Annotated in this window: 12 protein-coding genes; 5 read left to right on the top strand and 7 right to left on the bottom strand. The window is 47.7% G+C overall.

Going from position 1 to position 13,895, the window contains the following annotated elements; genetic code table 11:
* Nucleotides 1–62: 62 nt before the first annotated feature.
* Together AC4QZR_RS04710 and AC4QZR_RS04705 are read left to right on the top strand one after the other, a co-directional pair.
* Nucleotides 63–614 carry a 1-acyl-sn-glycerol-3-phosphate acyltransferase gene (locus AC4QZR_RS04710; protein WP_494479857.1) on the top strand — a complete coding sequence of 184 codons (552 nt, stop codon included), beginning with the start codon at nt 63–65 and terminating at the stop codon, nt 612–614.
* 29 nt (nt 615–643) lie between these two features.
* Nucleotides 644–991, top strand: a complete 348-nt coding sequence (locus tag AC4QZR_RS04705) for an MmcQ/YjbR family DNA-binding protein (protein ID WP_494479856.1) — start codon at nt 644–646, stop codon at nt 989–991.
* A 97-nt stretch (nt 992–1,088) separates the two neighbouring features.
* On the opposite strand, the gene smc is transcribed toward AC4QZR_RS04705, so the two are convergent.
* Nucleotides 1,089–4,631, bottom strand: a complete 3,543-nt coding sequence (gene smc / locus AC4QZR_RS04700; RefSeq protein ID WP_494479855.1) for a chromosome segregation protein SMC — start codon at nt 4,629–4,631, stop codon at nt 1,089–1,091.
* Nucleotides 4,632–4,772: 141 nt separating this feature from the next.
* Here smc and AC4QZR_RS04695 point away from each other — a divergent pair, with 141 nt between their 5' ends.
* Entirely contained in the window at nt 4,773–5,351 is a 579-nt protein-coding gene (locus AC4QZR_RS04695; protein WP_494479854.1) for a hypothetical protein, read from the top strand.
* A gap of 125 nt (nt 5,352–5,476) precedes the next feature.
* Here the strand turns inward: AC4QZR_RS04695 and AC4QZR_RS04690 are convergent, their stop codons facing one another.
* From AC4QZR_RS04690 to pckA, 3 genes are all read right to left on the bottom strand, one after another.
* Entirely contained in the window at nt 5,477–6,142 is a 666-nt protein-coding gene (locus AC4QZR_RS04690; protein ID WP_494479853.1) for a DUF4159 domain-containing protein, read from the bottom strand.
* Between the two features lie 18 nt (nt 6,143–6,160).
* Nucleotides 6,161–6,877 carry a 16S rRNA (uracil(1498)-N(3))-methyltransferase gene (locus tag AC4QZR_RS04685; protein ID WP_494479852.1) on the bottom strand — a complete coding sequence of 239 codons (717 nt, stop codon included), beginning with the start codon at nt 6,875–6,877 and terminating at the stop codon, nt 6,161–6,163.
* A 137-nt stretch (nt 6,878–7,014) separates the two neighbouring features.
* Nucleotides 7,015–8,631, bottom strand: coding sequence for a phosphoenolpyruvate carboxykinase (ATP) (pckA, locus tag AC4QZR_RS04680; RefSeq protein WP_494479851.1), 1,617 nt, complete (start codon nt 8,629–8,631; stop codon nt 7,015–7,017).
* A 223-nt stretch (nt 8,632–8,854) separates the two neighbouring features.
* Here pckA and AC4QZR_RS04675 point away from each other — a divergent pair, with 223 nt between their 5' ends.
* Both AC4QZR_RS04675 and AC4QZR_RS04670 read left to right on the top strand, forming a co-directional pair.
* Nucleotides 8,855–10,441 (top strand): peptide MFS transporter, encoded by a 1,587-nt coding sequence (locus AC4QZR_RS04675; RefSeq protein WP_253404847.1) that lies wholly within the window; start codon nt 8,855–8,857, stop codon nt 10,439–10,441.
* A 170-nt stretch (nt 10,442–10,611) separates the two neighbouring features.
* Nucleotides 10,612–11,214 (top strand): hypothetical protein, encoded by a 603-nt coding sequence (locus AC4QZR_RS04670; RefSeq protein WP_494479850.1) that lies wholly within the window; start codon nt 10,612–10,614, stop codon nt 11,212–11,214.
* Between the two features lie 84 nt (nt 11,215–11,298).
* Here AC4QZR_RS04670 and groL read toward each other — a convergent pair whose 3' ends face one another.
* The 3 genes from groL to secG form a co-directional block, all read right to left on the bottom strand.
* Nucleotides 11,299–12,936 (bottom strand): chaperonin GroEL, encoded by a 1,638-nt coding sequence (groL, locus tag AC4QZR_RS04665; RefSeq protein WP_494479849.1) that lies wholly within the window; start codon nt 12,934–12,936, stop codon nt 11,299–11,301.
* A gap of 36 nt (nt 12,937–12,972) precedes the next feature.
* Nucleotides 12,973–13,263, bottom strand: coding sequence for a co-chaperone GroES (gene groES / locus AC4QZR_RS04660; RefSeq protein ID WP_494479848.1), 291 nt, complete (start codon nt 13,261–13,263; stop codon nt 12,973–12,975).
* A 251-nt stretch (nt 13,264–13,514) separates the two neighbouring features.
* Entirely contained in the window at nt 13,515–13,895 is a 381-nt protein-coding gene (secG, locus tag AC4QZR_RS04655) for a preprotein translocase subunit SecG (protein ID WP_494479847.1), read from the bottom strand.

Here is a 13,895-nt window from a genome sequence, read left to right as displayed (position 1 = left end):
TTGAAATGCTAATCCAGTCGCTCTGATCGAGTCGTGGATTAGCATTTTTTTATAGCCTTTTTATGTTAGCAAAAGCGATCTCTAAACTTATTTTCAAACTTGCAGGCTGGAAGTTGAATGGCAACCTGGCGCCTGATCAGCGGCGCTGTGTGATGGTGGCCGCACCGCATACCAGCAACTGGGATTTTATATTTGCCCGTGCCGCCTTCTACATGATGGAAGCCCCTATTCGCTTCACGATTAAGAAGGAATTCATGCGATTTCCTTTTGGCGGCCTTCTCAAATCGATGGGTGCCTTGCCTATCGACCGTTCTAAAAATACCCGAATGGTGGACGCCATGATCAAGATCATTAAAGAAACTCCAGGTGATATGTGTGTGCTCGTAACACCAGAAGGTACACGCAAGTACCAGCCGCGCTGGCGTTTGGGGTTTTATCATGTGGCGATAGGTGCCGGCGTGCCCATTGTGCTTGGTTATGTCGACTATGCGAATAAGGAAGCAGGTATAGGGCCATCCATTTATCCGACAGGGGATGTAGAAGCGGATCTGGAGAAAATTAAGGCTTTTTACCGTACCAAGCAAGGCAAGTTTCCTGAAAATGGCGTACTGTAATGCGCTCAATTTTAAAAGCTGATCTTCTGATGAATATAGAAAAATTAAGAGCCTACTGCCTGAGCCTGAAAGGTGTGACAGAAGACGTAAAATGGGGAAATGACCTCTGTTTTCTGATCGGTGGCAAGATGTTTTGTGTGACCAGTCTGGACGGGGAACCAAGCGTATCTTTTAAGGTGGCAGATACTGACTTTGACGAACTTTCTTCCTCAACAGGTATAATTCCGGCTCCCTACATGGCGCGAAACAAATGGGTGCAGGTTCAATCCTGGGATCGGTTAACAGTGCAGGAGTGGGAAAGTTATGTTAAGCAGTCTTATGAACTCGTTAAGTCAAAACTTACCAAGAAGCTGCAAAAAGAAATAGAGGCTGCTTAGGTATAGCTGATTGGTTCGAATAGCATTTTTACCTGAAACATAAAAGGAGCCGCTCTTAACAAGCGACTCCTTTTATGTTTCAGGTATAGCCGATTGGCTAGGCGATCTGTCTTAAGTCTACAGGTATAACCCTGGATATACCTGCTTCAATCATGGTGATGCCGTACATCACGTCTGTAGAGGCCATTGTGCGCTTATTGTGCGTTACTACAATGAACTGCGACTCATTCGAGAAGGTACGGATGATGTTGTTGAACTTGTCAATGTTCGCATCATCCAGCGGTGCATCCACTTCGTCGAAAATACAGAACGGCGCTGGCTTGAGCAGGTAGATGGCGAAGAGGAGGGAGATGGCTGTTAAAGTCTTCTCACCACCTGACAACTGGTTGATCGTCAGCGGTCGTTTACCCTTCGGTTGCGCCATGATCTCGATACGCGAGTCCAGCGGGTTCTTCGGATCTGTCAGTACCAGGTCGCAATTATCTTCTTCGGTAAACAGGCTGCGGAATACCCGGATAAAGTTCTGCTTGATCTCATTAAATGAGGACAGAAACTTCTCTTTTGCCACCGTGTCGATCTCGTTGATCGTATCAATAAGCGCATTCTTGGCGTTAACCAGGTCATCCCGCTGCTCTGTAATAAACCTGTTGCGCTCTTCGATCTCCACATAGGCTTCGGCCGCCATGGCATTCACCGGTCCCATTTTATCCAGCGATGTTCTGATCTCACTGATATTCTTATTCAGCTCTTCATTACTCAATTGGAACAGTCCATCGTGCTCCAGCTCAGGTATAGGTTGCTCCAGTTCTTCGGTTGCAATATTAAATTCAGCTCCCAAACGCTCCTGTACTGACACCAGTTTAATGCGTGTATCATTGATGGTCTGCTGCATTCGCATGAGGAGTTCGTCCGCATTCTGACGCTTGCGTTGTAGCTCGCGTATGGTTTTGTCTTTCTCGTCGAGCTCACCACGCAGGCTGAAGTATTTCTTTTCTACAGCATCAAGTTCATAGCCAAACTCGCTACGGGCTTTCACCATGGACTGAACCAGCGCCTCGTTCTCTTCTATAAAATCAGTCGCTTCAACTGTTTCTTCCTCTGATTTCTCCAGCTCTTGGCGCAGGCCGGCGATACGTTCCTGGTTCGTCTCCACCGTTTTCTGCTTGTAGCTGATTTCCTGTTGCAGTGAGCCAAAGCGATTTTTAAGCTGGTGAAACTGGATGTTCTCCTGGTTGTACATACCTGAGATCACCGTGATCTGCTCTTGCTGCTGGTTGATCTGCGAATTGAACACAGCCATTTGCTCCTCCAGCTGCTTCAGTTCCTGCATGTCCTCCTCAGCCTGCGGCGACACCTGCTGACTCTGCACGTACAGATCGTCGAGGCGCTGTTGCAATTCATATTGCTTCTGATCGAAGTTTTTGCGGTTCTGCTGATGCTGCTCGTTTTTAATGCGAACCGTAAGCAGGTCCTGCTGGAGTTTGGCTACTTCTTTCTCCAACTGCTTGATAGCATCTTTCTGTGACTCGCTACGGTAGTTGAGCAGGATCTGCTGCTGTGCGTTAATACGACTTTGCATCAGTTCCACTTCCTGCTGCAGTTGCTCCAGTTCTTCGGCCAGCTGCTCCAAATTTTGCTTCCGGCCCAAACGACTACCATCAAACAGACCCACAGAGCCTCCAGACAGACTGAGTGGTTTCTTGATAGCGGAACCGTCTTTCAGGATGATCGTGCGGTAGTCTTCTGCTGAAAAGTCTTCTTCAGTTTCGTCGCTGATGTACACATTGCGCAGCATGTACTTGAGTAGGCTGCTATACTTCTTATCGGCTTTTACGACCTCAAAAGCAGCCTTCGAAGCTCCATCACTAAAAGTGGCTGTCGGCTCCAGTTCCTCAATTTCGGAGAGGATAATAAAGTTTGCGCGTCCCTTGTTGTGCTGCTTGAGCAAGGCGATAGCTTCTATGGCATCCTGTAGTTCCTCTACCACAAAGAAGTTCATGTAGGGCTCGAGGTAGCTTTCGATAAGCGACTTATAGTCAGGTTCACATACAATGATATCCGATAGGAGTGGAGCTGGTTTTTTCCAGTTATCTGACTGCGCCAGGTATTTGATCGCTTCCGGAAAACCTTCCATATTTTCAACCAGTGATTTGGTCAGGTTGTACTGGTTTTGACGAGCGTCACGCTTTCGGTTTAGCGTTACCAGCTGCTCTTTCAGCCCTTCTATGTCAGTTTCTGTTTTCTCGATGTTCTGCAGCATCGACTCTTCCTTGGCTTGTAAACTGACAAGGGTAGAGGTTTTGTCTTCCAGCTCGGCCTGTGCCTCCTGTAGTTGCTCTTGAAGCACGGCTGCGTCCTCGTCGGCTGTCAGTTGTTGCTGTCTGAGCTGCTCCAAGTCCTTTGTCAGGTTATGGATCTGAACCTGGCTGATCTCAAGAGATTTATTCAGTTGGAATACGGCATTCTGCTTGCTGCGCTGCTCCTGTGATAATTCCTGGTAAGCTTCCTGCAGACTAAGCTTTTGTTCGTTCGCCTCCTGCAGCTGCTCTTTCAAAGCATTCACTTGTTCTTCGGCACCTGCAAAACTGTCCTGTACCTGTATCAGTTCGTCACGCAGCTCTACTATACTCTCCTGTGTATGCTCCAGGTTGGCAGTATCCTGACTGATCTGCTGACGCAACTGCGTCATGCGCTCCTTCAGGAAATTGCTGCGTTCCGATTTAAGCTTGATATCATTCTCCAGTTGGCGCAGTTTGGCTGTCTGCACCTGCATGGTTTTCTGCATCTCGGCCAGCTGCTCCTGCGTCAGGTTCAGTTCGGCTTTCTGGTCGGCTATGGCGTCTTCAGCTTCTGTTACCGCCAGCACATAGCTCTCCTTCAGTTCAGTTTCGCGCTGCACATCCTGCTCCAGGCGCTTCAGTGTTTGCTGGTACTGGTTAATGTTGCGACGGGCAAACTCCAGACTGAACTTTTTGTAGTCATCCTTTAATTGGAAGTACTTAATCGCCTGTTTTGCCTGACGTTCCAGTGTTTTCATGTTCTTGCCGATCTCAAATAGAACGTCTTCTACACGCTCCAGGTCGGCATCGGTTTCTTCCAGCTTTTTAAGCGTCTGTTTTTTGCGCACACGGAACTTTGAGATACCAGCAGCCTCTTCAAAAAGTAGTCGACGGGAGTTTTCCTTATCGTTCAGGATCTCGTCTACCATCTTCAGCTCAATGATGGCGTAACTGTCAGATCCTATACCTGTGTCGAGGAAGAGCTCGTTGATGTCTTTAAGGCGGCAGGTTACGCCGTTGAGCATGTACTCGCTGTCGCCGTTGCGGTAGTACTTGCGCGTAACGGTTACCTGGGAGTACTCGGTCGGGAGGATGCCCTTGTTGTTATCGAAGGTAATGGACACTTCGGCCATCTGTACCGGCTTGCGGGTTTTGGAGCCATTGAAGATCACGTTCTCCATTTTGTCGGAACGCAGGTTTCGTGTCTTCTGCTCTCCCAACACCCAGCGTATAGCATCCACAATATTGGATTTGCCGCAGCCATTCGGGCCCACTATACCTGTAATACCTTCATCAAAATTAATGACGACACGGTCGCCAAAACTCTTGAATCCTTTAATCTCTAATCTTGATACTTGCATTCGCGTCAGCGGAATCTATTCAAACTAAACTCAAAAATAAGACTAATTTGTTTACCATATCATAAGGGAGCGGTATAAATATGCAGGTAGTATACCGGTGGAATACATTATTTATGCTATATTTGATAAGAGACTGAGAGCATGGAAGATTTTAAACTGATTCTATACATACTGGCCATTGTGGCTTATTTCATTTACACAGCCTGGCGCAAAGCCTTTAAGACGCCTGACGAAGATGGCCGGCCCCCGGCACCGAAGGAGCGTCCATTTGAAGAACGACCAGCGAGGAACCGTACAGACCAGGAGCGCCCTACACCACGACCTATACCTGCCACTCCATCACAGCCCCGACAGCAAAGACCGGCAGCCCCTGCTACTTCATTTGAGGATATTCTGCGGGAGATGCAAAGTAAAATGGAGCGGACAAATGAGCAAAATAGTACACCTGTAGAAAAGCCTATACCTGTTTTGCAACCAATTACGAAGGCGGTAACCAAAGAGCGGACACCTAATCGTGCGCTCTCTCTGGAAAATCCGGAACAAGCCCGACTCTATAACCAGCAAAGGATGGAGCGCATTGCTGCAGCGGATGCTCTTTACGAGACTAAAAAGCAGGAGCGTAAGGCAGTTCCAAATGTATACGGTGAGCTGCTGCACAATCCGCAGTCTGTTCGACAGGCGTTCATTCTTTCAGAGATCTTTAACCGGAAACAGTACTAGCTATACCTTAGTCTGTGAAAGGCTGACCGATATGCACCCCTTAATTGGTTGAATCTGGTTGGAAGAGAATAATTCTTGCCCGTCGAATAGTGAAGATTAGTCTCAGGTATAGGGTTTGAAATTTACTATAAATACTGCGTGAGGGCATAGGCCAGGATATTGGCGCCCATCTGGAGTGCTTCCTGTCTTTTATTTTCGGGATCGTTGTGTACCCCTGCATCCTCCCAGCCATTGCCTAAGTCAGTTTCGTAACTGTAAAAGCAAACCAACCTGCCTTTGTGGATGATGCCAAAGCCCTGTGGCGGCTTGTTGTCGTGCTCGTGGATTTTAGGTAGCCCGTTCTTGAAGGTATACTTCTGATTGTAGATCGGGTGATCAAAAGGCAACTCAACAAACTCATATTCCGGAAATACCTTCTTCATCTCTTTCCTGATGTACTGGTCCATCCCGTAGTTGTCGTCGATGTGCAGGAAGCCCCCGCTGATCAGGTAATTGCGTAAGTTTTGTGCCTCTGCATCTGAGAACACCACATTGCCATGCCCTGTCATGTGCACAAAGGGATAGGTGAAGAGCTCAGGGCTTCCAACTTCCACCACGCCTTCTTCCGGCGCGATGTTCATATTCAGGTTTTGATTACAGAATTTGATCAGGTTTGGCAAGGAAGTTTTATTCGCATACCAGTCACCACCTCCGTTATACTTCAGTTTGGCTATTTTAAAGCTATACTTCTGCTGTGCAGCCAGTACACCACAAAACAGCATCAGGTATAGGAACAGGAGGGAGCGCTTCATAAATTAGATCTTATAAGTTTATAACGGGGCGTAGATATCGTGTAGTACGTGCAATGTATGGCAGGCAACCAGGGCGGCTGTTTCAGTGCGTAACCGACTCTGGCCTAGCGTAACGGGCTTTATACCTGCTTCATAGGCAGCCGCAATTTCGGTGGTTGAAAAGTCACCTTCCGGACCGATCAGAATACAATGCTGGCGGTTGGGTTTATAATGATCTTTAATCGATTTGGTCGCATCATCTTCCAGGTGCGCAATAAAGGTATCCGCAGGTATACAGGTTTTGATGAAGCGCTGGAATGGAGTTAGTTCGTTCAGCAACGGAAGATAACCCTTCTGCGATTGTTTCATGGCACTAACCGCTATCTTTTCAATACGGTCGAGGCGGAGCTGCTTGCGTTCGGAATGCTCACATTCCAGAAAAGTGATCGCACTAACTCCAATTTCGACGGCTTTCTCTACAAACCATTCGATCCGGTCTATGTTCTTAGTCGGTGCTACGGCAATGTGCACGTAATAAGGAAGTTTGCCATATTCGAGCTGCTTGTCTATTATTTGCAGCTGACAGCGCTTCTGGTGTGCATCCTGAATGATGGCTGTATACCTGCCGCCCCGCCCGTCCACCAGGTATACTGTGTCGCCCTGGTGCAGGCGCAGCACGCGGGTACAGTGCTTCGATTCGTCTTCGGCCAGGGTATAGATGTCAGAATTGATGTCGGGGGTATAGAATAAGTGCACGGTAGTATCGGTTGAATTACAAAGCCTGCTACAGGTATACGAATGTAGTCATTTTAGTAACAAGGAAACAGACTGACTTGCATAAAAAAAAGCCTTCCCGCTTAAGCAGGAAGGCTTTCTTAGACGATAATCTTATCTTAGTTGATAGAAACTTCCACCTGTGGCGCACCAGCCAGGATGTCTTCGCTGGCACCATCTGCATACTTGCTGAAGTTCTTCACAAACTTAGAAGCAAGGTCAGTGGCTTTCGCATCGTACTCTTCCTTGTTAGACCAGGTGTTACGCGGGCTCAGGATTTCTGCCGGAACGTTCGGGCAGGTGTTTGGCATTTCTACACCGAATATTGGATGTTTTGTATATTCCACATTGTCAAGCTCACCATTCAGGGCTGCTGTGATCATGGCACGGGTAAAAGGCAGTTTCATGCGAGAGCCTACACCGTAAGCACCACCTGTCCAGCCTGTGTTTACCAACCAAACGTTTACGTTGTTCTCGTTCATCTTCTGTCCGAGCATCTCCGCATACTTAGTTGGGTGCAATGGCAGGAAAGCAGCTCCGAAACAAGCAGAGAACGTAGTCTGTGGCTCTGTTACACCTACTTCAGTACCGGCTACTTTTGCTGTATAGCCAGAAATGAAGTGGTACATAGCCTGGCTGGTGTTCAGCTTCGAGATGGGAGGCAATACACCAAAAGCATCAGCCGTCAGGAAGAAAATGTTCTTTGGAATACCAGCTCTAGATGGCTCTACAGCATTATCAATATGGTTGATTGGATAAGCTGTACGTGTGTTCTCCGTAACAGATTTGTTCTCGTAATCTACTGTGCGTGTGCCTTCTATAAAGCGCGTGTTTTCTACGATAGACCCAAACTTAATGGCATCCCAGATCTGTGGTTCTTTCTCCCGGGTCAGGTCAATCACCTTGGCGTAGCAACCACCTTCGAAGTTAAATACACTGTCTGAAGTCCAGCCGTGCTCATCGTCACCGATCAGTCCACGGTTAGGGTCAGCAGACAAGGTAGTTTTACCTGTACCTGACAAACCGAAGAAGATAGCCGTATCACCATCTTTGCCAACATTAGCAGAACAGTGCATAGACAAGGTGTTTTTCTCCTCAGGCAGGATGTAGTTCAACACGCCGAAGATACCCTTCTTCATTTCCCCTGCGTAGCCTGTGCCACCGATCAGGATGATGTTGCGGGTAAAGTTGATGATCGCAAAGTTAGCCTGACGTGTGCCATCTACTTCCGGATCAGCTTCAAACTCAGGGGCACAGATGATGGTGAAGGCCGGGTTGTGGTCTTTAAGCTCTTCTTTGCTAAGACGCAGAAACATGTTGTTGCAGAAGAGGTTATGCCAGGCCTGCGTATTGATGATGCGCAGGTCGAGACGGTAGTCGGGGTGAGCACCTGCATAAGCGTCGCGTACGTACAGACGACGGTCTTTCAGGAAGTCAACCATTTTGTCGTAGAGTCTGTCGAACTTCTCAGGATCGAACGCTATGTTGATGTCGCCCCACCAGACGGTGTTTTCAGTTTTGGCGTCTTTCACCACAAAGCGGTCCTTTGGAGAACGACCTGTAAACTTGCCTGTGTCACACATCAGGGCGCCAGTGTCAGTGAGTACGCCTTCGCCATTTTTCAGAGCCTCTTCCACTAGCTCGGCAGGAGTGAGGTTCCAGAGCACTTCTTTCGCTTCTTTAATGCCCAGGCTCTCCAGACCTACTTTGCCTGATTTATTACCAGATTCTTTCATTTGAAAATAAAGGGGTTTTTAAGTGAACTGTTTGTTTCACAACGGTGCTACAAAAATATAAAATATTAGATATTAAAATAAGATTAGTCGCTATAATTAAAAAAGAGGTCTGCTAATGGCGTTCCACCAAAAAAATTTGTCAGTAAGTGTTTAAACCGATATATTTACCTTCTTTGTATGCTAAACTGAACAAAACTAACTCAACAATCAACTAACAAACCCTATGTCTTATCAAGATCATACGCTTACTGACCAGGTAAGTGAGCAAAATGCACCGATTGGCGCTGACCCTACCGGACCGGAAATGTTCGGGCATCCGAAGGGGCTTTTCTACCTTTTCTTTGCCGAACTTTGGGAGCGTTTCAGCTTTTACGGCATGCGCGCCCTGTTGGTGCTTTACATGGTAAACAACCTGTTTCAGTCGTTTGCCAACCGCGACGAGATCGCAATTGGTATCTACGCAGCATACGGAGCCTTAGTTTATGCCACTCCGGTGATTGGCGGTATGATTGCCGATAGATTGCTGGGCTACCGCAAAGCTATTATGCTGGGTGCCGTGCTGATGGCGCTGGGCCACTTTGCACTAGCCATTGAGCATCCTGTTTTCTTCTACGGTTCTCTTGCCCTTTTGATTGTAGGTAACGGTTTTTTCAAGCCAAATATTTCAACAATGGTAGGTACTCTTTACAAAGAGGGTGATACGCGTCGCGATGCAGGTTTCACGATCTTTTATATGGGTATCAACATTGGCGCCATGGTGGCACCACTTATTTGTGGTTGGTTAGGTATGACTTACGGCTGGCATTTCGGCTTCGGCGCCGCCGGTGTTGGTATGTTGCTTGGCCTGATCATGTTCTGGCAAGGTGGCCGTAGTGGCGTTTTTGGTAGCAATGGTCTTCCGCCGGAGCCGGCTGTTATCAAGGAGCGTGTGGCAGGCGTTACAAAAGAAGCCTGGATCACAATTCTGAGTTTCCTGTCGCTTCCAGTTTTCGGTCTGCTGCTGTTCAATGGTACGCTTGATCTGCCTGGTTTTGGCGAAACGATCTTTGATGGTTCTATCATGCACATCGTGATGAACTACATCCTGCTTCCTGTTATCGCTCTTGTTTTGATTTACAACCTAGTGAAAGTAGACAGTGTAGAACGTCAGCGCCTGTTTGTGGTGATTCTACTTACCTTTTTCATCACGGTTTTCTGGTCATTCTTTGAGCAGGCGGGTTCTTCACTCACACTATTTGCTGAGCGTAACGTGAATCTTACCTTCATGAACGCGGCTCAGACCAACTCGATCAACCCTTTCTTTATTATCCTATTCGCCCTGCCTTTCTCGGCCATGTGGGTGTTCCTGTCCAAGCGTCGTGTTAATCCTTTCACGCCGGTTAAGTTTGCGCTGGGTATAGCACAGCTTGGTCTGGGCTTCCTGATCTTTGCCTGGAGTGCTAATTATGCCGACGCTGATGGCAGAGTATCGATCTGGTTCCTGATCCTCGGTTACATGTTCATCACAACAGGAGAGTTATTTGTATCGCCAGTGGGTCTTTCTAAGGTAACTGAACTCTCTCCGAAGAAGATTGTTGCCTTTATCATGGGTATCTGGTTCTTGTCATCTTCTTTTGCACACTACATAGCAGGTCTTATCGCTAAGCTGACCGCCGTAAGTGGTACTGAGGGAGAAGCTGCTACAGGTATGGCTTCTCTGCTGGTTTACACAGGCGTATTTGAGCAAATTGCTTATGTGGCCTTTGGTTTTGCTGTCCTAGCGCTGTTGCTGACTCCAATCATGCGTAAGTGGATGCACGGTATTCACTAATCTGAATATTCTCATATAAAAAGAGCCCGCACTTTAACAGGTGCGGGCTCTTTGTTTTTAAAGTGCTATTCGTGATATTGCGAAAAATTTTGGATCAGCGCTGAACTGCCTGTTAGCTAGTGGCTTGGTGTTTATCTATAATTACAACTTTTAGCCACATTACCATTTACATGCATTTATCGATCAGGCGCTTTTTTTTAGCCGCCTCCATTATTTTTGTAGCTGTCTCATGCGAGGTAGAGACAACTACCACTACCACCACCAATACTGATTCTCCTATACCAGAGCCGGCGAGCACTACTTATACCATCAATAAGGGCGGGCACACGAGTCAGAACCCATTGAAGTTTGTCGATACCTCTTCCATCCGCTTTGAGGCGACCTTCGACAGTACCGCTATTTACACGACCAGTGTGCCGGGCAATCAGGCTGACATCAACAAGCTGTACGGCCTCTCTGATTGCGAGACAGACCACCACACTAACAGTGCGCGCTTTGGTTGGCGCTGGTACGATGGGCGTCTGGAAATTCACGCCTATACCTACAGTAACAAGAAACGTAACACAGCCTATATCACTTCGGTGCAGCCTGGCCAGACAAACAGGTATGAACTTGTGTTAGGGGAGAAGGCGTATACCTTTAAAGTAAATGATAAACAGGTATCATTGCCACGACACTGTAGCACGGCGGTTAACCATTACCAACTATACCCATATTTCGGGGGGGACGAGACGGCACCACATGATATTATAATCCGGATCAGAGATCTTTAGGTATACCTGAAAAGAAAATTATAAAAAACACAAAGCCCCAGGCCTATTGGCCCGGGGCTTTGTTATATAGACTATGGGAGTCGATTACATCATGCCGCCCATGCCGCCCATGCCACCTGGCATACCGGCTGGTGCGCCACCTTCTTCAGACGGCTCCTCAGATACTACACACTCAGTAGTCAGCAGAAGGCCGGCGATAGATGAAGCGTTCTCAAGCGCAAGACGCGTTACTTTGGTTGGGTCGATGATACCGGCCGCAAACATGTTTTCGTATCTGTCGTCGCGGGCGTTGTAACCGTAGTCAGCTTTGCCTTCACGAACAGCTTGTACCACTACAGAACCTTCGCCACCAGCGTTAGCTACGATCGTGCGAAGCGGAGACTCAAGAGCAGTTTTGATAATGCTTACACCTGTCTGCTCATCCGCATTGTAAACGTCAATGTTGTTCAGGGCATCCAGCGCACGGATCAGAGCAACGCCACCACCAGCTACGATACCTTCTTCAACGGCAGCTCTTGTTGCGTGCAGCGCATCGTCCACACGGTCCTTCTTCTCTTTCATCTCTACTTCTGTAGAAGCACCGATGTATAGGATGGCAACGCCACCAGAAAGCTTCGCAAGACGCTCCTGCAGTTTTTCCTTGTCGTAGTCAGATGTCGTAGACTCCATCTGAGATTTGATCTGGTTGATACGAGCCACGATATCATCTTTCTGACCGGCACCGTTTACCACAGTCGTATTGTCTTTGTCGATGATGATCTTCTCGGCTTTACCCAGGTATTCCAGCGTAGCGTTCTCCAACTTGTAACCGCGCTCTTCAGAAATCACAGTACCACCAGTCAGGATGGCGATGTCTTCCAGCATAGCTTTTCTGCGGTCGCCGAAGCCAGGAGCCTTTACAGCAGCGATCTTCAGGGAACCGCGCAGTTTGTTTACTACCAGGGTAGCAAGCGCTTCGCCATCCACATCTTCCGCCACAATCACCAGGCCTTTACCAGTCTGCACAACCTGCTCCAATACTGGAAGCAGCTCCTTCATGGTAGAAACTTTCTTGTCGTAGATCAGGATGAAAGGGTTATCAAACTCGGCTTCCATCTTCTCAGCGTTTGTCACGAAGTAAGGAGAAAGGTAACCGCGGTCAAACTGCATGCCTTCAACAGTTTTCACTTCAGTCTCTGTACCTTTTGCTTCTTCTACCGTGATCACACCGTCCTTACCAACTTTGTCCATCGCATCGGCAATCATTTTACCGATCTCAGAGTCGTTGTTAGCAGAGATAGTACCCACCTGCGCGATCTCAGAAGAGTTCTCTATTTTCTTAGACTGTGAACGCAGGTTCTCAACTACAGCGTGAACCGCCTTGTCGATACCACGTTTCAGGTCCATTGGGTTGGCACCAGCCGCTACGTTCTTTATACCGGCCGTGTAGATAGCCTGTGCCAGAACAGTGGCCGTTGTAGTACCGTCACCAGCCTGGTCAGCAGTTTTAGAGGCAACTTCTTTTACCAGTTGCGCGCCCATGTTCTCGATCGCGTCTTTCAACTCGATCTCTTTTGCTACGGATACACCGTCTTTTGTGATGGTAGGGGCACCAAATTTCTTATCAATGATTACGTTGCGGCCTTTAGGACCGAGGGTAACTTTTACAGCATTTGCCAGTTTGTCAACGCCAGACTTAATCTTGTGGCGAGCTTCAGCATCAAATGTGATGTTCTTAGCCATAGTTATATTGCTTAGTTTTTAATTAAATAGAATAAATTAAAGGATAGCCAGAATATCTGACTCACGCATGATCAGGTAATCGCTGCCGTCAATTGAAATCTCGGTACCTGCATACTTGCCATACAACACCTGGTCGCCCACGGCAACCTGTGGCTTCATCAGAGCGCCCTGCTCAGATAATTTGCCCTCACCTACAGCTACGATCTCGCCGCGCTGTGGCTTCTCTTTAGCAGTGTCCGGAATGATGATACCAGACTTCGTTTTTTCTTCTGCTGCAGCAGGAGCTACAATCACTCTGTCTGCTAATGGTTTAATGCTGATTGACATAGTTTGTTATGTTTTTAGTTTTTGTGGTTAATGATATAACGTTGAAACCATACTGTCCCTATCATTTCCTGTGCCAAGGCCGTTTCTCTGCCAATTTGAGCAATTTTTGCAGTTTTCGACCACCTGTTGACTGACATTTCTGTCAGGCTATGTCAGGTATGCATGAACTGGCAGGAGGGAGTGACAGGGAGAGAGGTGCGAAAACAAAAAAGCCGGCTTTAGAGGCCGGCTTTCTCAGGTATAAATTAATGCTACTGGGCAGTGTCTGTCATAGTAGGGATCTCAGCGGCGTCAGGAATCGACATGTCGCCTTCAGACTCGGCTCCTGGCAGTGCCGGAGCAGCTGGAGAACCCATCTGGCGGGCACGCTCTTCGTTTACGCTGCGGATGGTTGTATCAGCACTGGTGTCGATCATCATGTGTGTACCAAGTGTCAGTACTACTAATGCGATGGCGAAACCCCAAGTCAGTTTTTCAAGCAGGTCGCCTGTGCGCTTAACGCCCATCAGTTGGCTGGCACCACCGCCGCCAAACTGGCTTGAGAGTCCACCACCTTTAGGGTTTTGAGCAAGTACTACTAATATAAGAAGTACGCAAATGAAAAGAATGATACTGATTAGGGCGATATACAT

This window comes from Pontibacter sp. YIM B11418 (assembly GCF_059278805.1).
Note: the sequence above shows the minus strand (reverse complement) of the source record. Positions and strands in the feature narration are given on the sequence as shown.